The organism is uncultured Aliiroseovarius sp., assembly GCF_947492455.1.
Classification (GTDB): Bacteria; Pseudomonadota; Alphaproteobacteria; order Rhodobacterales; family Rhodobacteraceae; genus Aliiroseovarius.
The window spans coordinates 165497-183673 of record NZ_CANLNB010000005.1 but is presented as its reverse complement, the minus strand read 5'-3'; the positions used below and the strand labels follow the sequence as shown (position 1 = coordinate 183673).

General features: G+C 60.4%; 15 protein-coding genes. 2 read left to right on the top strand and 13 right to left on the bottom strand.

The features are described from left to right. Positions 1 to 7: 7 nt before the first annotated feature. From Q0677_RS13775 to Q0677_RS13765, 3 genes are all read right to left on the bottom strand, one after another. Positions 8 to 1381: a cytochrome P450 gene (locus Q0677_RS13775; protein ID WP_298910878.1), complete on the bottom strand. Its 1374-nt coding sequence runs from the start codon at positions 1379 to 1381 to the stop codon at positions 8 to 10. Continuing rightward, a complete protein-coding gene (locus Q0677_RS13770; RefSeq protein WP_298910875.1) occupies positions 1378 to 2622 on the bottom strand; it encodes a hypothetical protein in 1245 nt (414 codons plus the stop codon). The genes Q0677_RS13775 and Q0677_RS13770 overlap by 4 nt, the downstream gene beginning before the upstream one ends. An 81-nt stretch (positions 2623 to 2703) precedes the next feature. Beyond that, on the bottom strand, positions 2704 to 3456 hold the full coding sequence (locus tag Q0677_RS13765) for a cytochrome c biogenesis protein CcdA (protein ID WP_133489575.1): 753 nt from the start codon (positions 3454 to 3456) through the stop codon (positions 2704 to 2706). A gap of 116 nt (positions 3457 to 3572) precedes the next feature. On the opposite strand from Q0677_RS13765, the gene Q0677_RS13760 reads away from it, so the two are divergent. Next, on the top strand, positions 3573 to 3809 hold the full coding sequence (locus tag Q0677_RS13760) for a sulfurtransferase TusA family protein (RefSeq protein ID WP_298910869.1): 237 nt from the start codon (positions 3573 to 3575) through the stop codon (positions 3807 to 3809). 49 nt (positions 3810 to 3858) lie between these two features. Here the strand turns inward: Q0677_RS13760 and Q0677_RS13755 are convergent, their stop codons facing one another. Both Q0677_RS13755 and Q0677_RS13750 read right to left on the bottom strand, forming a co-directional pair. Next, the gene (locus Q0677_RS13755; protein WP_298910866.1) at positions 3859 to 6855 is read right to left on the bottom strand and encodes a ribonuclease E/G; all 2997 of its coding nucleotides are present in this window, start codon (positions 6853 to 6855) and stop codon (positions 3859 to 3861) included. 576 nt (positions 6856 to 7431) lie between these two features. After that, the gene (locus tag Q0677_RS13750; RefSeq protein WP_298910864.1) at positions 7432 to 9966 is read right to left on the bottom strand and encodes a penicillin-binding protein 1A; all 2535 of its coding nucleotides are present in this window, start codon (positions 9964 to 9966) and stop codon (positions 7432 to 7434) included. A 197-nt stretch (positions 9967 to 10163) separates the two neighbouring features. Between Q0677_RS13750 and Q0677_RS13745 the strand changes: the two genes are divergently transcribed. After that, positions 10164 to 11990 carry a M3 family oligoendopeptidase gene (locus Q0677_RS13745; RefSeq protein ID WP_298910861.1) on the top strand — a complete coding sequence of 609 codons (1827 nt, stop codon included), beginning with the start codon at positions 10164 to 10166 and terminating at the stop codon, positions 11988 to 11990. Between the two features lie 150 nt (positions 11991 to 12140). Here Q0677_RS13745 and Q0677_RS13740 read toward each other — a convergent pair whose 3' ends face one another. From Q0677_RS13740 to Q0677_RS13705, 8 genes are all read right to left on the bottom strand, one after another. Then, a complete protein-coding gene (locus Q0677_RS13740) occupies positions 12141 to 13262 on the bottom strand; it encodes a serine/threonine protein kinase (protein ID WP_298910858.1) in 1122 nt (373 codons plus the stop codon). Positions 13263 to 13433: 171 nt separating this feature from the next. Further along, positions 13434 to 13703 carry a DksA/TraR family C4-type zinc finger protein gene (locus tag Q0677_RS13735; protein WP_298910856.1) on the bottom strand — a complete coding sequence of 90 codons (270 nt, stop codon included), beginning with the start codon at positions 13701 to 13703 and terminating at the stop codon, positions 13434 to 13436. A gap of 57 nt (positions 13704 to 13760) precedes the next feature. After that, positions 13761 to 14063, bottom strand: coding sequence for a hypothetical protein (locus tag Q0677_RS13730; RefSeq protein ID WP_298910854.1), 303 nt, complete (start codon positions 14061 to 14063; stop codon positions 13761 to 13763). A gap of 110 nt (positions 14064 to 14173) precedes the next feature. Further along, positions 14174 to 14641, bottom strand: coding sequence for a transcription antitermination factor NusB (nusB, locus tag Q0677_RS13725; RefSeq protein ID WP_133489672.1), 468 nt, complete (start codon positions 14639 to 14641; stop codon positions 14174 to 14176). Next, positions 14638 to 15189: a 6,7-dimethyl-8-ribityllumazine synthase gene (locus tag Q0677_RS13720; protein ID WP_298910852.1), complete on the bottom strand. Its 552-nt coding sequence runs from the start codon at positions 15187 to 15189 to the stop codon at positions 14638 to 14640. The genes nusB and Q0677_RS13720 overlap by 4 nt, the downstream gene beginning before the upstream one ends. A gap of 3 nt (positions 15190 to 15192) precedes the next feature. Beyond that, complete coding sequence (gene ribB / locus Q0677_RS13715; protein WP_298910850.1) at positions 15193 to 16323, bottom strand: 3,4-dihydroxy-2-butanone-4-phosphate synthase; 1131 nt, start codon at positions 16321 to 16323, stop codon at positions 15193 to 15195. A gap of 100 nt (positions 16324 to 16423) precedes the next feature. Beyond that, the gene (locus tag Q0677_RS13710) at positions 16424 to 17389 is read right to left on the bottom strand and encodes an MBL fold metallo-hydrolase (RefSeq protein WP_298910846.1); all 966 of its coding nucleotides are present in this window, start codon (positions 17387 to 17389) and stop codon (positions 16424 to 16426) included. A 94-nt stretch (positions 17390 to 17483) separates the two neighbouring features. Further along, on the bottom strand, positions 17484 to 18077 hold the full coding sequence (locus Q0677_RS13705; RefSeq protein WP_298910991.1) for a riboflavin synthase: 594 nt from the start codon (positions 18075 to 18077) through the stop codon (positions 17484 to 17486). Positions 18078 to 18177 lie beyond the last annotated feature (100 nt).

The window sequence follows — 18177 nt, the reverse complement described above, 5'->3', positions numbered from 1 at the left end:
TCCCGTACTACGCCCGCGGGGTCAGCTTTAACCAGATCCCATCCTTCCCGCGCACTGTCAAATGAGCCACGGGCATGGCGGGGCGATCCGTCACGATCTCGAATCGATAAGCGCGCACCAACATCGATAGGATCAACGGCCCCTCGATCATCGCAAACCCCGAGCCCGGGCAGACCCTTTGCCCGGCCGAGAACGGGATATAGGCATCGCGCAGGCCCTCTTTCCCGTTTTGAGTCTGGAACCGTTCGGGGTCGAACGCGTCAGGCTGGTCCCAGAGGCGTTCATGGCGATGCAGATGCCATGGGCTGAGAACGATCTGGCTGCCCACAGGGACCTTGCGGGCGCGGAACTGCTCGGGACAGGTCGTTTCGCGCACCATCATGGGCACCGGGGGATAGAGGCGCATGGTTTCGCGGAACACGTCCCGCGACAGGCGCAACTTGGACATGACCGAGAAATAGACTTTCTCGGGGTCTATTTGTTCCTGCGCCTCTTTGGCCACCCGTTCCTGCCAATCGGGATAGAGCGCCAGAAGGTACAGCGCCCATGCCAAAGCCGAGGCGCTGGTTTCGTGCCCCGCCAAAAAGAAGATCGCGACCTGATCGACCATCTCGTCCGTGTCGAAACACACGCCCGTTTCCGGGTCTGGCGTGGTCATGATCTTGGTGGCCAGATCATCCGGCGCGGTGCCGGCCTGAATGGCCTGCATCCGATCCCGCGTCAGCTGCTGGATCAAACCACGGATAACCTTGGCCGTGCGTTTAGTGTCGCGCTTATGAAAGCGCGGGAACCACTTGGGCAGCGGCAGAAATGCTCCAAGGTTCAACACAGGCTGGGTGCGCTGGTGGTCCTTGAACTCGGCAAAAACACGGCTGGCGACCTCATGCTCGATCGGGATCGAAAAGAGCGTGCGGAAAATCACGTCAGCAGCGGCGTGGCTGGTGTGACTTTCAATCTCGACCGGCTGGCCTTTCGCATGGGCCTCAAACCGCGCGACAGCGGCGTTGGCGGCGTCCCACATGGCCGGGAAAACCTCGCGCAGGCGGCCACCTTCGAAGGCCGGGTCAATGATGCGCCGCTGGCGTTTCCAGACTTCACCGTTGGTGACAAAGACCGAGTTCCCCAGAAGCGGCGCCAGCCCCTCGCGGATTCGGTCGGATTTCGGAAAACCATCCGGGCGCCCCTTTAGCACCAGATCGACCAGCTCGGGATCATTGCACATATAGCTGCGGAAAAACGGGGTCCTAAACTCAGCCATCCACGCGCGATACAGCCGCGCCGGTTGGGCTGACAGGATATCTTTGCGAAACAGCTTCGCATAGCGCCACAGCGACACCCGACCGGGGCGTGAGGGCGGCTTGGGGGGCAACGGATCCGTCATGGCACCATCGATCTGTATTTCGAGGCCGGGACGTCAATGCGGCTTTTCGACGGGCGGCGGTCGCGATAGCGATCCCGCAGTGTTTTCGGCCCGGCGGTGATCTGGAAATAGTCATAGTCCCGCGGACGGTCGAAGGCGCAGAGATACTGGAAATGCAGCCGGAAGAACCGCCAGCGCAGCTCGGCCCAGCGTTCGGGCGATAGCGATTGCGTAAAGGCGGCCGAGAACACCAAAGGCCAGCGTTTGCCGCGATCCGGCGCAACGCCAGACACGGCGACTGGATCGCACAGCGCAAAGGCGCAGCCATCCCCCGGCGCGGTCACATCGACCCACGCGATCTGATCTTGCTGGCTCATCAGATGCAGGTCACGCCTGAGACGCCCGGCCTTGGGCAGAAAGCTGACCATGGGGACCACTTGGCCAAGCGTCAGAAAATTCAGCTGCGGGCCGGTTTTGGGCACCCTGCCCTGCGCCAGAAGATCCGACAGGATCGACACACCCAGATGCGCGCCCGAGCTATGGCCGATCACCAGTACCTCGTCCACATCGGTGGCCAGTGCCTCGGCAATCTGATCGCCAAACTGCGCCATCCGCGCCTCAAGCTCGGGCGGGTTAGCGCCCTTGGTCGAGGCCGAATAGCTGTAGTCGTGCATCAGGTAGTAAATGAACAGCTTGTTGTCGATCTTGCGAAACCAGATCAGCAAGGCCGCGGCAATCGCCAGCATCACCATCCAGCCCAGAATAGACCCCAGAAGCGGCGACAGCCCGCTGACGATCCACTCGACCAGCCCGCCAAGGATCCCGCCGACGACCAACGCCAAGATCAGTTGCAGGACCAACGCCACCACCGGATAGAGCGCTGCAATTACCGGCCCCTTGCGCAGCCACATCAACCGTCTGAGCGCCCCTGTGCTGGTATAGGTCCACGCGGTGCGCGCCATCATCAGGTAGGTCTGCGCGATGTTCAGCTGCATACTGTCGCGCACGATGTCGGACCAGACAAGCACGTCGAACTCGGCCTCGACCTCGTGACCGTCGATCCGGCCCAGCACCTGCCAGCCATAGGTGGCGGCGCCTTGCCGCCCAATCAGATCAATCTCATAGCCCGAGATGTCGGCCTGCGCGGCCCCCTCGGTGCGATAGAGCTCGCGATAGCGGCGGGGATGAATCGGGTCATAGCCGGGGATGTAAAACACCCGGCGACGGCGCACGATTTTTGATGAGTCGGCGTGGTTATTCATCTGCCCGGCCTGTAATTTCTGGCAGGTTAAACCGGAATGGTTAAGGACATAACCCCCGGGATGCAGAATTCACGGTCGAAGTTAGCCCAGCGTTGCCATGGCCGGGAACATCTCGAGCAGCCAGTACGAGAAGCGCGAGAAACCGCCCGTCAGCATCAAGAGCCCAATGGTCCACAGAAGCAGGCCCATGATCCGCTCGATCCGCTCCATATGGCGCTTCATGAAGGCCATGAGGCCGCCGAGCCGCGCAAAGAAGGCCGCGAACAGCAAGAATGGAATGCCGAGGCCAATCGCATAAACGGCCAGCAGGAACGTACCCCGTGCAACCGAGCCTTCGCTGGCGGCCAGTGCCAGAATGGCACCAAGCTGAGGCCCAATACAGGGCGTCCACCCAAACGCAAAGGCCAGACCCAGCAGATAGGCCCCAAAAGCGCTGCCGCCTTGGTCACCCGCGTCCAGTCGCGCCTCGCGGTTCAGAAACGGGATCGAGATCACGCCAAGGAAATGCGCGCCGAAGACCATGACGACCACGCCTGCGATGCCCGCAAACAGCGTCTGGTTGGCAAGGAACATCGCCCCGAAGGCGGAGGCCGCAAAGCCTAGGAACAGAAACACCGTCGACAAGCCCAGCACGAAGAAGAGCGCGGCCAGCAAGACCTTCCCCCGGCCCGCACCACGGTCGTTCATCTCGGACATGCTGACCCCGGACATATAGGCCAGATAGGGCGGCACAATGGGCAGCACGCAGGGGCTGAGAAAGCTCAGGATGCCCGCGATAAACGCGATGGTCAGGGCAGGCACAAGGCTTGCGTCGATCAGTTCAATTCCAAACATAAACTTCACATAGCGCGGGTTTCGGGCCGCGTCACCTGCCGCTTTGTCACATCTGCGCGACAATTTGCGATCGCGTGGCGGATGGACAGGGAATTCCGCAGGGATTAAGGAAAATCATGACCTATGATGACGATCTGGATGCCATCGGGCTTTTGTGCCCCCTGCCCGTTCTGAAAGCCCGCAAGCGCTTGAAATCGCTGGAACCGGGCCAAATCCTGCGGCTTCAGGCCACAGACCCCGCCGCCGTGATTGATGTTCCGCATTTTTGCGCCGAACAAGGCCACGAGCTTGTGGGGCAAGATGAGACATCAGGCCCGGACGGCGTGACCTATTACTTCATCAAACACGGCTAAATGAAAAAAGCCGGGCTTAGTGCCCGGCTTCTTCGTTCTGTGCGTCCGATCAGCGGTTCAGCGACCACCACCCTTTGCGCTTGGGCTTCGGCGGCTCGTCCGAGGCAACCTCGGCCACCGGAGTGGGTTCCGGCGCGGGTTCGGCTGCGACAGCGGGTGCTTCGGCAACGGCCACCTCAACCGGGGCCGGTGCTGGCTCTGCAGGAGCTGCCTCGGCAGGTGCAGGTGCAGCTTCTTCCGCAACCGGTTCGACCTTCTTGCGCGTTGTACGTTTGCGCGTGGTCTTCTTGGGCTTCTCTTCCTCCGCGGGGGCGTCTTCCGCCTTGGCTTCGGCCTCTGCTTCTACTGGAGCCTCCTCTGCCTTCGGCTTCTTCGCACGGCTCACCCGCTTGCGCTTGGGCTTTTCTTCCGCAACCTCTTCCGAAGCTTCCGGCTTGGCCTCTTCCGCCGCCTCGGAAGTGTCCGCCTCGGCCGCTTTCGCCTCTTCCTCGGCTTTCGCCTTCGAGGTCCGACGCTTGCGCGCGGGCTTCTTGGGCTTTTCTTCCTCAGCAGGGGCTTCGGCTTCTGCGGTCTCGGTGGCAACGGCGTCGGTGCCTTCAGCATCCGCCGCAACCTCGTCGGTCTTCTTCTTGCGCGACCGGGTGGCGCGCTTGCGCTTGGGCTTTTCTTCGGTCGCCTCTTCAGCGGACTCCTTAGGCGCCTCTTCCGCGTCCGAAGCAGCTTCGGCGCCTGAGTCACCTTCCGACGCGGCCTGCTCGGCCTCGCCGTTCTCGGTCTGACCGTTCTCTTGCTGGTCATCCCCACCGCGACCGCGACGACGACGGCGGCGGCGACGGCGCTTCTTGGGCTTGTCCTCGCCTTCGGCTTCCGGGGTTTCTTCCGAAATCACCTCGGCCTCTTCGACGTCATCGATATCGGCCATGATGGACGCATCGACAGACACTACGGGCGCCGCATCCGGCACCACGCGCGTGGCGGTTTTGAACTTCTCGATCGTGTAATCCGGCGAGATCAGGAACGGATCAGCTTCGATCCGCACCGACATGCCATACCGCGCTTCGATCTGCGCGATATGCTCGCGCTTGTTGTTCATCAGGAAGTTCACGATGCCGACCGGGGCCTTCACCAGAACCTCGCGCGAGCGACGGCGCACACCCTCTTCTTCCAGCTGACGCAGGATGTTCAGGGCAAGGTTGTCGTCCGAGCGAATCAGGCCGGTGCCGTGGCAGTGGTTGCAGGGCTGTGTCGTTGCCTCGATCATGCCGGGACGCAGACGCTGACGGCTCATCTCCATCAGACCAAAGCCCGAGATGCGGCCCACCTGAATGCGCGCGCGGTCGGTCTTCAGCTTGTCCTTCATCCGCTTTTCAACGGCGGTGTTGTTGCGACGCTCGTCCATGTCGATGAAGTCGATCACGATAAGGCCCGCAAGGTCGCGCAGACGCAGCTGACGCGCCACTTCTTCCGCGGCCTCAAGGTTGGTCTTCAGCGCGGTTTCCTCGATCGAGCCTTCTTTGGTGGCCCGGCCCGAGTTCACGTCGATGGCGACCAGCGCTTCCGTCACGCCGATCACGATATAGCCACCGGATTTCAACTGAACGGTCGGATTGAACATGCCCGACAGGTAGCTTTCCACCTGATAGCGCGCGAACAGCGGCATGGGATCTTGGTAGTGTTTCACATTCTTGGCGTGGGACGGCATGATCATTTTCATGAAGTCCTTGGCCACGCGATAGCCAGCCTCGCCTTCCACAAACACTTCGTCGATCTCGCGCGAGTACAGATCGCGGATCGTGCGTTTGATCAGGTTGCCTTCTTCGTAAATCTTAGCGGGCGCGATCGATTCCAGCGTCAGTTCGCGGATCTGCTCCCACAGGCGCTGAAGATATTCATAGTCGCGCTTGATCTCGGTCTTGGTGCGCTTGGCGCCCGCTGTCCGAACGATCAGGCCCGCACCCTTCGGCACGTCGATCTCGGCAGCGATTTCTTTCAGCTTCTTGCGGTCCGAAGCGTTGGTGATCTTGCGGCTGATCCCGCCACCGCGTGCGGTGTTGGGCATCAGGACGCAGTACCGACCGGCCAGCGACAGATAAGTTGTCAGGGCAGCGCCCTTGTTGCCACGCTCTTCTTTCACGACCTGAACCAGAAGGATCTGGCGAACCTTGATTACTTCTTGGATCTTGTAACGCTTCGGGCGCGGCTTGCGGCGCGGACGGATTTCTTCGGTCGAGTCGTCGTCGGCCACGCGCTCGATCTGGTCGTCCTTCTCGGAGGCTTCCAGCGGCTCGTCTTCGTCGTCTTCGTCGTCGCTATCGGTGTCATCGCTGTCTTCACCGGCATCGTCACCAGCTTTGTCAGCATCGTCGCCCGCGTCAGCGTCCTTAGCTTCTGCATCCGCAGCAGGCGCCTCGTCGGCGTCGGCGACCTCGGCCACGTCATCTTCTGATGCTTCAGCTTCCGGTGCAGCCTCAGCTTCAGCAGCGGTTGCCTCTGCTGCATCTTCCGCTGCCTCCATGGCTGCGTCTTCCACCGGCTCTTCCACCGGCGTTTCCGCAACCAGATCCATCGGCGAATGACCTTCTTCGGCATCCGATCCGCCATCGTCCAGATCAATCACATCCATCCCGCTGGCGGACTGATCGATCTCTTTGGTGGCGACCGCATCATCCGACTTGGTCTCTTCCGCCTTCGAGCGCGAACGCGAGCGGCGGCGGCGGCGTGTCTTGGGCTTGTCGTCCTCGGCGGCCATTGCTTCTGCATAGGCGCGCTCTTCTTCCAGCAGCGCTTCACGGTCGGCGACCGGGATCTGATAGTAATCCGGGTGGATTTCCGAAAACGCCAGGAACCCGTGGCGGTTTCCGCCATAGTCGACAAATGCCGCCTGAAGCGACGGTTCGACCCGTGTTACTTTTGCCAGATAAATGTTGCCAGCGAGCTGGCGTTTGTTTTCGGATTCAAAGTCAAATTCTTCAACCTTGTTCCCGTCGACCACCACAACCCGAGTTTCCTCGGCGTGGGTGGCGTCGATAAGCATCTTCTTTGCCATGTTGTCTTTCTGCACCCGGATCGCCGCGCCCGCCCCGGGGGACGCGCAACAGGAAAGGGGTGACTTGTCAGGGCGAGCAGATGCGGGGGATGGGACAACAGCTGAAGGGGCATACGCCCCATTGCCTGTCCTTGCTCGATCCTCGCACGCATCATCGCGTTTCTTCTCCGGTCTCGCCTATCCTGTCCGGTTACACCGGCGGTTCGTGCGAAACCCATTCATGTGCCCCCTTCGCTTTGCAAAGTCGGGCGTATTTTCAGACATCGGGGCAAGTTTTTTACGAACCTGCTGCCGGGTCATCAATTTCCGGCTTCGGCGGCCAGTCCGTCATGCGGCTGCGTCCCGAAGCGCTCTTAGCCTGTCATGATGTGGTCTGCGGCGTCTTTGGGCCGGCATCCGTCGCCATGACAGCGAAACTCTTGTGCGGGGTGCTATTCAAAACGCACCACCGTTCTCAGAACATAAGTGTTCACCCCATGGAAAGACAATGGGCAAAATGCGATTCTGTGCATAAGTTTTCAGAGTGGTCCGGCAGGACCGTGGCAAAACCGTTCAATCTATGGCTGCAAAGCCTTATCAGTAGAGACCACCCGAGGACAGCGTTCCGAAATCCGCTTTATCCGGCACAACGACCGTTTTCCCGGTCGAAGTCCGAACTTCTTCGCCCCCTGCACCGTCACGATCAAACAACGGCAGGTTCGATCCCATGGCAAAGCCACCATCGAACATCACACCGAACAGCGGTTCTTCGCCATCGCGGAAATACTCGGCCACCACATACTCGCCGGTGGCATCATCCGGAAGACGCGCACCCGAAAAGCGGTCGATCTTGATGAAATGCCCGCCTTCCGGCACCTCGAATTCACCGCCGCCCAGTTCTTTCACCGCTTCCGCCATAAAACGATTGAAGACAGGGCCACACATGCCGCCACCCGAAGCGCCGGGCATGCTGCGCGGACGGTCGTAGCCAATATAGCAGCCCGCCACGATGTTCGACGTAAAGCCTACGAACCACACATCACGCGCATCGTTGGTCGTGCCCGTCTTGCCAGCAGCAGGCACCGGCAGGTTTACAGTCCGGCTGGCCGTCCCGCGCTGCACAACACCGCGCATCATCGAGGTCAACTGATACGCCGTGATCGCGTCCATCACGCGTTCCCGGTTGCTTTTGATCCACGGCTCGGCCCCGGCGGCCAGCACCGGATCGTCACAATCCACACAGTCGCGGCGGTCGTGGCGATAGATCGTCCGCCCCCAGCGGTCCTGCACGCGGTCGACCAGCGTAGGCTCAACCCGTTCGCCGCCATTGGCAAACATCGCATAAGCCGCCACCATCTTGAACAGCGTAGTTTCCTCAGACCCAAGCGAGTTGGCGAGGAACGGGTTCATCTGGTCATAGACGCCAAATCGCTCGGCATAGCCTGCCACCGTGTCCATGCCGATTTCCTGAGCCAGACGCACAGTCATCAGGTTTCGCGATTGCTCGATCCCGGTGCGCAAGGGCGTCGGGCCGTAAAACTCGTTCGAAGCATTCTTCGGGCGCCAGATTTTGCCGCCGCTCTCAACCTCAATTGGCGCGTCAATCACGATAGTGGCCGGGGAAAATCCGCTGTCCAACGCGGCCGCGTAGACGAAGGGTTTGAAGCTTGATCCCGGCTGGCGCTGCGCTTGTGTGGCACGGTTATAGACTGAATGCTGATAACTAAAGCCACCCTGCATCGCGATCACACGCCCGGTGTTGACGTCCATCGCCATAAAGCCGCCCTGTACTTCCGGGATCTGGCGCAGGGTCCAGCGGACAAAGCTGCCATCATCGTCTTTGACCAAGCGGCGTACATGCACAACCTCGCCGACCTTCAGAAGATCGCCCGCCACACGGGCCTTGCGCCCGAGGCTTCCATCTTCGCCCAAGCGACGTGCCCATGTCACATCCTTGGCCGGGATCCAGTGCCCGTCATCATCCTCTTCGACACCTTCAATGCCAATGCGCGCGTCATTGTTACCGACCTCAAGCACAACGGCAGGATACCAACCCTCGATGTCCCGCGGGAATTTGGTGTCAGCCAACGCCTGACGCCAGCTTGCCTCATCCGACAGCGCGCCTTCGGGCAGTGTCACGCCGGTGGGACGCCAGACACCCCGGCCCCGGTCATATTCTTCAAGCCCTTGGCGCAGGCTGGCTGCGGCCACATCTTGCAATTTGGGGTTCTCAGTCGCACGAATGGTCAGACCACCGGTAAAGAACTCTTCTTCGCCGAAATCGCGGCTCAACTGGCGGCGAATTTCGTCAGTGAAATAGTCACGATCCGGCAGTGCGGTGCGGAAGCCCTCGAAATCGCCGTTTTGGACCGAGCGCAGGGGCAGCTCTTTCTCGGCCTCATAGATCGCCTGATCCAGATAACCGTTCTGATACATCTCGCGCAGCACATAGTTGCGGCGCCCTAGAGCGGCTTCCTTGTTGCGAACTGGGTGCAGTTTCGCGGGCTTCTTCGGCAGGGTCGCCAAATAGGCAGCCTCGTGCGGCTCCAACTGGTCGAGCGTCTTGTTGAAGTAAGTCTGCGCCGCCGCTGTTACACCGTAGGAGTTCTGGCCCAAGAAGATCTCGTTCAGATACAGCGCCAGAATGTCATCCTTGGACAGGGTATTTTCCAAACGCACCGACAGGATCAACTCCTTAATCTTCCGCTCGGCGGATCGTTCCGAGGACAGTAGGAAGTTCTTCACCACCTGCTGCGGAATGGTCGACGCCCCGCGCAGCGCCCCACCGCGCGCCGCTTCAAGCGCAGCAGCGGCGATCCCGCGGGGGTCAAAGCCTGCGTGGTTATAGAAGTTTTTATCCTCGGCCGAGATGAAAGCATGCTTCACAAGGTCGGGAATTTCGTCCGCGGGCGTAAACAGGCGACGCTCCTGTGCGAACTCGTCCATCAATTGACCTTCGCCGGAATAGACCCGGCTGATCGTCGCGGGCGTATAGTTCGCCAGCTGTTCGTGGCTGGGCAAGTCCCTGGAATACATCCAGAAAACGCCCCCCACGACCAAGGCGGCCATGAAGATCGCAAGGGTGATGCCGGTAAACATCGCACCGAATATACCAAGGACGAATCTGATCACGCCGCACGCTCCTAAGGATGGTTGCCTTTCCTATAAAGGGACCACCGGGCCGGGTCAAAACCCCCCAAGGGGGAAAATCGGCCATTTCCCGCCCCTTACGCGTAGGCTTTGCGCCCATGACCAGAACCTGCGTGCGCCCGATTGCAACCCCGCCCCCCACCGCCTATGTCTTGGGAAACGACATTTTCGGAGGTCCCATGCTTTCCACCCTACCCCCTCAAATTCTGCGCGATGCAACTGCCGGTACGGGCGACAACCCGTTTGGAGATCTGCCGGAATGGGATCTGTCGGATCTGTACCCGTCACAGGACGCGCCCGAGCTTGAGCGTGATCTGGGCTGGCTGGAGAACGCCTGTGCAGACTTCGCCCAGACCTATCAGGGGAAACTGGCAGGGCTGGATGCTGCGGGTATGCTCGACTGCGTGCTGGCCTATGAAAAGATCGAGATGATCGGCGGCCGCATCATGTCCTTTGCGGGCCTGCGCTATTATCAGGAAACCACCGATGCGGACCGCGCACAGTTCTTCCAAAACTGCCAAGAACAGATCACCGTCTTCACCGCTCCCTTGGTCTTCTTTTCGCTCGAAGTGAACCGGATTGATGACACCGTGCTGAACGGCTGGTTCGCCGACAACGCCGACCTGGCCCGCTACAAACCCGTCTTCGACCGCCTGCGCGCCATGCGCCCCTATCAGCTGTCGGACGAGCTGGAGCAGTTCCTGCATGACAAATCCTCGGTCGGGGCATCGGCGTGGAATACGCTGTTTGACGAAACCGTCGCCGGGCTGATGTTCACTGTGAACGGCGAAGAGCGCGGGCTGGAAGCGACCGCCAACCTGCTGACCGAACAGGACCGTGCCACACGCCAAGCCGCCTCGGAAGAGATCGCGCGGGTACTGGGTGAAAACATCAAGATTTTCTCGCGCGTGCACAACACGCTCGCCAAGGAAAAATCCATCGAGGATCAGTGGCGCAACATGCCCACCCCGCAGACCGGGCGCCACCTGTCCAACCACGTGGAACCCGAAGTGGTCGAAGCCCTACGCAATGCTGTGGTCGACGCTTATCCGCGCCTCTCGCACCGCTATTACGAGCTGAAGCGCAAATGGCTTGGGCTGGACCGGATGCAGGTCTGGGACCGCAACGCACCGCTTCCGATGGAAGATGACACGCTGGTCAGCTGGCCCGAGGCCGAAAAGACCGTGATGGACGCCTATGCCGCGTTTGATCCGCGCATGGCCGAGATCGCCAAACCCTTCTTCACCGATGGCTGGATCGACGCGGGCGTCAAACCCGGCAAGGCCCCCGGTGCCTTCGCCCACCCGACCGTCACCGACGCGCATCCCTATGTGATGCTGAACTATCTGGGCAAACCGCGTGACGTGATGACCTTGGCGCATGAACTTGGCCACGGCGTCCACCAAGTGCTGGCCGCTGACCAAGGCGAGATGCTGTCCTCCACACCGCTGACGCTGGCTGAAACCGCATCCGTATTTGGCGAGATGCTGACCTTCCGCAAGCTGCTGTCGGAGGCCAAAACCGCAGAAGAGAAGAAAGTTCTTCTGGCGGGCAAGGTCGAAGACATGATCAACACGGTCGTGCGCCAGATTGCCTTCTACGACTTCGAATGCAAACTCCACGCCGCCCGCGCCGAAGGCGAGTTGACGCCCGATGACATCAACGCCATCTGGATGTCCGTGCAGGCCGAAAGCCTGGGCGAAGCCTTTGATTTCATGCCCGGATACGAGACCTTCTGGTCCTACATCCCCCACTTCGTCCACTCGCCCTTCTATGTCTACGCCTACGCGTTCGGCGACGGTCTGGTGAACGCGCTTTACGCCGTCTACGAAGAAGGCGACGCGGACTTCCAAGAGAAGTATTTCGAGATGCTGAAAGCCGGCGGATCCAAACACCACAAAGAGCTTCTAGCACCCTTCGGGCTGGACGCCTCGGATCCCAACTTCTGGGCCAAGGGTCTGTCGATGATCGAAGGCTTCATTGATGAGCTTGAGGCGATGGAGTGAAACAGGTGCGCTCGCAAGCTCATCGCATTTTCTTGTCATAAGTATCTCGGGGTGAATTGGCCGAAGGCCAAGAGGGGCAGCGCCCCTCCCCCACAAAATAACTAAACCCGCGCCGGAAAGCGCGGGTTTCTTGTTTCTAAAGCGAAGAACTTACTGCTTCGGAAAGTAATCCTCGCAGTCGCCATCGCGGTACACATCCGCCGTACAGCAATGCAAGCCGCCGCCAAACGCGTAGGCGTCGCGCAGCTCGACCTCGACCACTTCCATACCCAGCTTGTCCATCTGCTCGGCCTGATAGACCTCGGACTTCTCGACACAAACGGTTTTCGGGTCCAGCACCAAGACGTTCATCGACAGCCATGTCGAGGAATAGCACAAGGGCGGCGGCGTGTTGTGGGCCGGTTGGGCGGCGTCCACGATTTCCCACCCGTTCTTTTCAAACATCCCGCGCTGCTCTTCCGGCAGGCGGCGCTGCGGGTTGTTCAGGATCAGGCCGGGGCGCAACGGCGTGAAGGTCGCGTCGATATGGATCGGGTACGGATCGCCGGGGAAGTTCACCGTGTGCACGCGGTGATCGGGGAAGTGGCGGCGCAGCCACTCGATGCCCTTCAGGTTGGTGGTGAAGCCGTGCTGAACGACCAGATCCTTGCCGAAGCGCAGGACGTCAGCCGCGTCGAACAAGGGCTCCTCCTCGGTGGTGACAAAGAACTTCTCGGCAGCCCATTGCAGGCGCTTCTCGACGCCGATTTTGTCCGACAGGTAATCCGGGTGATAGTCCGCATCCGTCAGGCGCGGCTTCGGCGCGGCTTCGTGACGGAAGTTCGGGTCTTCTTCCCAGTATTGCTTCAGCAGCGGGCGATAGTTCAGATACTCGAACCAGCGGCAACGATAGGACATGGTCGCTTCCAGCATCTCGTGCCCGACGGTCAGCAGCACGTCACGCGGCGGCATGCAGCCAAACTGGCTGTCGGTGTGGAAATCCGGCGTGGTCACGGGCTGCGAATGATCGATTGAGACAGGACGGTCCACGCGCACGCCACGCTTGCGCAGCAGGTCGGCGAAATTGTCCAACAGTTCATTCGCGCGGTCGATGGTTTCCTGCGGGCGGCGGCCCCACTGGCCGCGCATGTCGCTGTCTTCGGGCACTTTCGCATCCAGTGCGGGCTCTTCCGGCGGAATATGGCAATCATCGGCACGGCCCACGATCACATGGCGCAACGTGTCCCATTCGTTCCAGCTTTTGACTTCAGTTTTGTCCGGCGACCAGGCCATGGATGCCTCCTATCTGGTGGGAGGCAAGGCGGGGCCTTCAATCTCCCGATTGAAAGTCCCGGCGTACAGGAGCGTGGAAAAGGAACCGAGGGTACCCTCGCGGCGACGCCATCGCCGTGTCCTGAAAGGCTTTTAGCACCCGTTTGAAACGCGGAAAAGAGGGTTTCGCCCCTATTTCAGCTGGCTGTCTTTCGACCCGCGCCGATTGATCCCCGGTCGTTTCTTGAACGCCGCGTCGCGTTCCTGCACACAGTCGATACACAGTTTCACGCCGGGCAAAGCTTCACGCCGAGCTTGAGGGATTTCCTCGTCGCATTCTGCACAATGGGTAAAGCTTTCGCCCACGGGCTGGGACTTGGCCTTCATGCGGGCCAATTCATCGGAGACCGATGCTTCAATCTGTTCGCTTACCGCGCCATCGCGCGCCCATCCACCGGCCATGGGATCCCTTTCATTGATGGGGAATCATGACCTCAATTCGCGCGCCCTGCAAGAGGCTCAGCGGTTGGCGGCCACTTTCACGCGGGCAGGTTCGCCGGTGATGACAGGCTGACGCTTGCCGCCTTTAGGCGTGTCGTCACGTTGTTCCATTCGCATGATAACGAAGGCGAACTGGACGCCTGCAAAGACGATCCCGTTGAACATGAACAGCATCAGGACCGCGATCCACCCCATGTCCGAGGTCGAGATCAGGTGCCACAGGTTGCCCACGTTCATGTAAAGCAACGCCGCCACAAAAGCTGCGGACAGCGCAAATCCAACCAGAACGTTCTTGATGTAGACGCGGACGAGTTTTGGCATATCACATTCCCCTCGGTGAATATGACCAGTATGAAAGCCCCTGTCCCAAATGAAAAGAGGCCAATGGGTCGCATCCCAGTGGCCTCTGAACTCTACAGTTTCGCCGGTGTTTAAAACGCCTCGGGCTTCGCCTCGCGGGCCATGTGATCCAGAACGGCGTTGGTGAACTTTGCCTCGTCCCCTTCCGGGAAGAATGCACGTGCCACGTCAACGAACTCGGTAATCACGACCTTGGGCGGAGTGTCGCCTTCGACCATCTCAGCCCCAGCGGCACGGAACAGCGCACGCAGGGTGGGGTCGATGCGCGCGATCGGCCATTTTGCCACCAACGCGCGGTCGGTCATTTGGTCGATCTTGGCCTGATGGTTCACCGCATCCCCCACCAGTTTGCGGAACAGGCGGCTGTCGCCCTCGGCCATGGTGTAGTCGTCGAACTCTTCGCCAAAGCGGTGGTCTTCGAACTCGACCATCACGCGGTCCATGGTCTGGCCCGCAGCCTCCATCTGAAACAACGCCTGCACCGCGAACAAGCGGGCGGCGGATTTCATCTTGCGTTTCTGGTTGCCGGAAAGCGTCATGCGGTTGGGGTATCCTTCGTGTCACCAGCAAGTTTGATCGAATCCGAGATCGACTTGAACCCGACACCCTTGCTTGAAGACGCCCATTTGCGCGAAAGCGCGACCAGATGCAAGGCCGCAGCAGCAGCCCCGCCGCCTTTATTTTGATCGTTCACATCCGCGCGGACTTCGGCCTGCGGGCGATTTTCGACCGTCAGGATACCGTTGCCGATGCACAGCCCATTCAGACCCATCAGTTGAATGGCGCGCGAGCTGTCGTTGCAGACGGTTTCATAGTGGGTCGTCTCGCCCCGGATCACGCAGCCCAGCGCCACATATCCATCGAAGTTCGAAAGGCGATCCGCAATCGAGATCGCAGTGGGCACTTCCAGCGCACCGGGCACTTCAACGATGTCCCAAGTGCCACCAACGGCCTCGATTTCCGCCTTGGCGCCAGCGACCAAATTGTCCGCGATGTCCTTATAGTACGGCGCGACAACGATCAGGATCTTCACCGGCTTATCAAAGCTGGGGCGGTCCAGAATGTAATGCTGTTCTGCGGTGGCCATGGTTCAGTCCTTCTGAATGGGGCGTGTGCCGGTGATGGTCAGCCCGTAAGCGTCCAGACCCACATAGCGGGTTTCGGGGCTGTCGGTCAAAAGAACCATCTCGTTCAGACCCAGCGTCGACAGGATTTGCGAGCCGAGGCCAATCTGGCGCACCGTGCGCGGGCCTTCTTCTTCATCCGCATGCAACGTCTTGCGCGGTTCACGGAACAGGCAGACAACGCCCCTGCCCTCGTCCGCGATGATCTTCATCGCACGCGGCAACTCGTCCGCAGGTTTCGGGCCAAGACCCAGCACGTCCTGCGCTTCTTGCAGCGCGTGGGTACGGACCAGAACCGGTTCATCAGTCGAGATGTCGCCTTTGATCAACACCACATGCTCGATCTCGTGGGTCATGTCGGTGAAGATGCGCATCTCCCATTCACCACCGAATTCCGAGGTGATGGTCTCGCGGCCCGTTTCACGCACCAGATTGTCGTGGCGGCGGCGATAGGCGATCAGATCGGAAATCGTGCCGATCTTAATTGCGTGTTTCTTAGCAATTTCAACCAGTTCCGGCAGACGCGCCATGGTGCCGTCTTCATTCATGATCTCGCAGATCACGCCCGAGGGATTGCGGCCTGCAAGGCGCGAGATGTCCACGGCGGCTTCGGTATGCCCTGCGCGCACCAGCACACCACCGTTGCGCGCACGCAGCGGGAAGACGTGACCGGGGGTCGCGATCTCGGCCGGGCCATTGTCGGGGTTGATCGCGGTGGCGACGGTCAGTGCGCGGTCAGCCGCAGAGATGCCGGTCGACACGCCTTCGCGCGCTTCGATCGACACGGTGAATGCCGTTTCGTGACGCGAGGAATTGTGCATCGCCATCATCGGCAGGCCCAGCTCGTCGATCCGTTTAGACTCCATCGGCAGACAGATCAGCCCGCGGCCATAGGTTGCCATGAAGTTGATGGCCGCCGCGTCACAGGCATCCGCCGGAATGACGAAGTCACCTTCGTTTTCGCGGTCTTCGTGATCGACGAGGATATAGATCCGACCCGCGCGAGCCTCAGCAATGATCTCTTCCGCCGAGGCGATGGCATCGGACAATCCAGCTTCGACCGGACCGGGTGTTTCGTAGGTGGTGCTTTCAGACATGGCGCGTTCCCCTTCAGGCTTGCGCGTGACTACCGCAGCCACGCGCCCATTGCCAGCCCAAAGGCGGCGGGAAACATCACCAAGACGTCACGAAAACAGGTTAGAACTGCCAGAGCGCCGGAACAAACTGATAGGCATCCCCATCGCGGCGCACATGACCCACGCCGGGGAACGGGAAGTGATAGCCCAAAACAGCGATCCGATCCGTGGCCGCCATATCCAGCAGGCGGTTGCGCGTGGCCCCGGTTTGCGCCCCATCGGAATCGCGCTCGGAATACCATTCGGGATGCGCGAAGTTCAGGATGGCATGGGTCATGCAATCGCCCAGCGCGATCAGCTGTTGGCCGTCACTTTCCACCGCCACTGACATATGGCCGGGCGTGTGGCCGGGCGTGTCGATCAGGCGAATACCCGGCGCAACTTCGTGGTCGTTCGCGGCCAAGGTCCATTCCAGCCCTTCGGTATTGATCGAGTTCACGGCTCCCAGCACGAATTGCTGGTTCTCGGGCGCGACGCGATCCACCAGACCGTCTTGCAGCCAATGTGTATGCTCGGCCTGCCCCATCACGTATTCCGCGTCGGGGATGATGGGCTCGTCAAAGTCATCGCGCACACCCCAGATGTGATCGGGGTGTGCGTGGGTGATCGCGACGTGTGTGATGCCCATCGGATCGATCCCGGCGGCTTCGAGGTTCTCCATCAACCGGCCCGTAGTATCGAACCAACGGGTGCCCGAGCCCACATCCACCAAGACTTTTGCGTCGCCCAGCTCGATATACATGTGGTTGGTGTGGGAATAGCCAACCTCGGGGTCGATGTAATGCGCGGCCATGAAGGCCAGCTTTTCATCCTCGGGCGCATTCATCGCCTGCCCGCCGAATGGGATGGTGAAATAGCCGTCCGACACAATTGTGATCTTCGCCTGCCCCAGCGTGAAACTGAAATGCGCCGGATTGCCTTCGGTGGGCGCACCCAACATGGCCCGCGCAGTAGCAGGCATGGCAAAAGCGGGCGCAACTGCGGCGAGGCGCAGAAGATCACGGCGAGTGGGGCGAATAAGGGACATGGGCGATCTCCGTCACAAAGGAATTTCGCCAATCATATGCCCATATACGAATATTTCAAACAGAGATCACGTCAAACGGAAATCAGGCCCGAATTCAGGACTGTCCGTAATCCGCCAGCCGGGCCACATAGCGCGCCAGCGTGTCGATCTCGAGGTTGATGCGGTCCCCAACTTGCGCCTGCCCCCAATTCGTCACCTCCTTGGTGTGCGAAATCAGGTTCACGCCAAACTCGTCGCCTTCGACCTCGTTCACGGTCAGCGAGGTGCCGTTCAGCGCAACCGAGCCTTTTGGGGCGATGAATCGCGCCAGTTCGGATGGGGCGCGGAAGCGTACGCGGGTGCTGTCACCTTCAACATGCATCGACACGATCTGAGCCACACCATCGACGTGCCCGGACACGATGTGCCCGCCCAGTTCATCGCCCACTTTCAGGGCACGTTCAAGGTTCACACGGCGGCCAACTTCCCAATCACCCAGATTGGTTTTCGACACGGTTTCTGCCGAAATATCAACGTCATACCAATTGTCACCCAAAGCAACGACGGTCAGGCACACCCCGTCCGAGGCAATCGACGCCCCCAGATCAATCCCGGCAGTGTCATACGCGGTTACGATCCGCGCACGCATGTCGCCAGCTTGCTCCAGCGCCTCAACGCGCCCCACATCGGTGATGATCCCAGTGAACATGTCGCCTCCTGCATCGGGTTGGTGTAACTGCTGTAGCGGAAACGCGACCCGGATTGAAGCCATGATGCGCAGCACCGGCCAATCCACCCCCGTCGAGAAA

What these genes read in the sequence shown, in the direction of transcription:
- Q0677_RS13775 (WP_298910878.1), bottom strand. Translation starts at nt 1,381, where the DNA reads ATGACGGATCCGTTGCCCCCCAAGCCGCCCTCACGCCCCGGTCGGGTG.
- Q0677_RS13770 (WP_298910875.1), bottom strand. Translation starts at nt 2,622, where the DNA reads ATGAATAACCACGCCGACTCATCAAAAATCGTGCGCCGTCGCCGGGTG.
- Q0677_RS13765 (WP_133489575.1), bottom strand. Translation starts at nt 3,456, where the DNA reads ATGTTTGGAATTGAACTGATCGACGCAAGCCTTGTGCCTGCCCTGACC.
- Q0677_RS13760 (WP_298910869.1), top strand. Translation starts at nt 3,573, where the DNA reads ATGACCTATGATGACGATCTGGATGCCATCGGGCTTTTGTGCCCCCTG.
- Q0677_RS13755 (WP_298910866.1), bottom strand. Translation starts at nt 6,855, where the DNA reads ATGGCAAAGAAGATGCTTATCGACGCCACCCACGCCGAGGAAACTCGG.
- Q0677_RS13745 (WP_298910861.1), top strand. Translation starts at nt 10,164, where the DNA reads ATGCTTTCCACCCTACCCCCTCAAATTCTGCGCGATGCAACTGCCGGT.
- Q0677_RS13740 (WP_298910858.1), bottom strand. Translation starts at nt 13,262, where the DNA reads ATGGCCTGGTCGCCGGACAAAACTGAAGTCAAAAGCTGGAACGAATGG.
- Q0677_RS13735 (WP_298910856.1), bottom strand. Translation starts at nt 13,703, where the DNA reads ATGGCCGGTGGATGGGCGCGCGATGGCGCGGTAAGCGAACAGATTGAA.
- Q0677_RS13730 (WP_298910854.1), bottom strand. Translation starts at nt 14,063, where the DNA reads ATGCCAAAACTCGTCCGCGTCTACATCAAGAACGTTCTGGTTGGATTT.
- nusB (WP_133489672.1), bottom strand. Translation starts at nt 14,641, where the DNA reads ATGACGCTTTCCGGCAACCAGAAACGCAAGATGAAATCCGCCGCCCGC.
- Q0677_RS13720 (WP_298910852.1), bottom strand. Translation starts at nt 15,189, where the DNA reads ATGGCCACCGCAGAACAGCATTACATTCTGGACCGCCCCAGCTTTGAT.
- ribB (WP_298910850.1), bottom strand. Translation starts at nt 16,323, where the DNA reads ATGTCTGAAAGCACCACCTACGAAACACCCGGTCCGGTCGAAGCTGGA.
- Q0677_RS13710 (WP_298910846.1), bottom strand. Translation starts at nt 17,389, where the DNA reads ATGTCCCTTATTCGCCCCACTCGCCGTGATCTTCTGCGCCTCGCCGCA.
- Q0677_RS13705 (WP_298910991.1), bottom strand. Translation starts at nt 18,077, where the DNA reads ATGTTCACTGGGATCATCACCGATGTGGGGCGCGTTGAGGCGCTGGAG.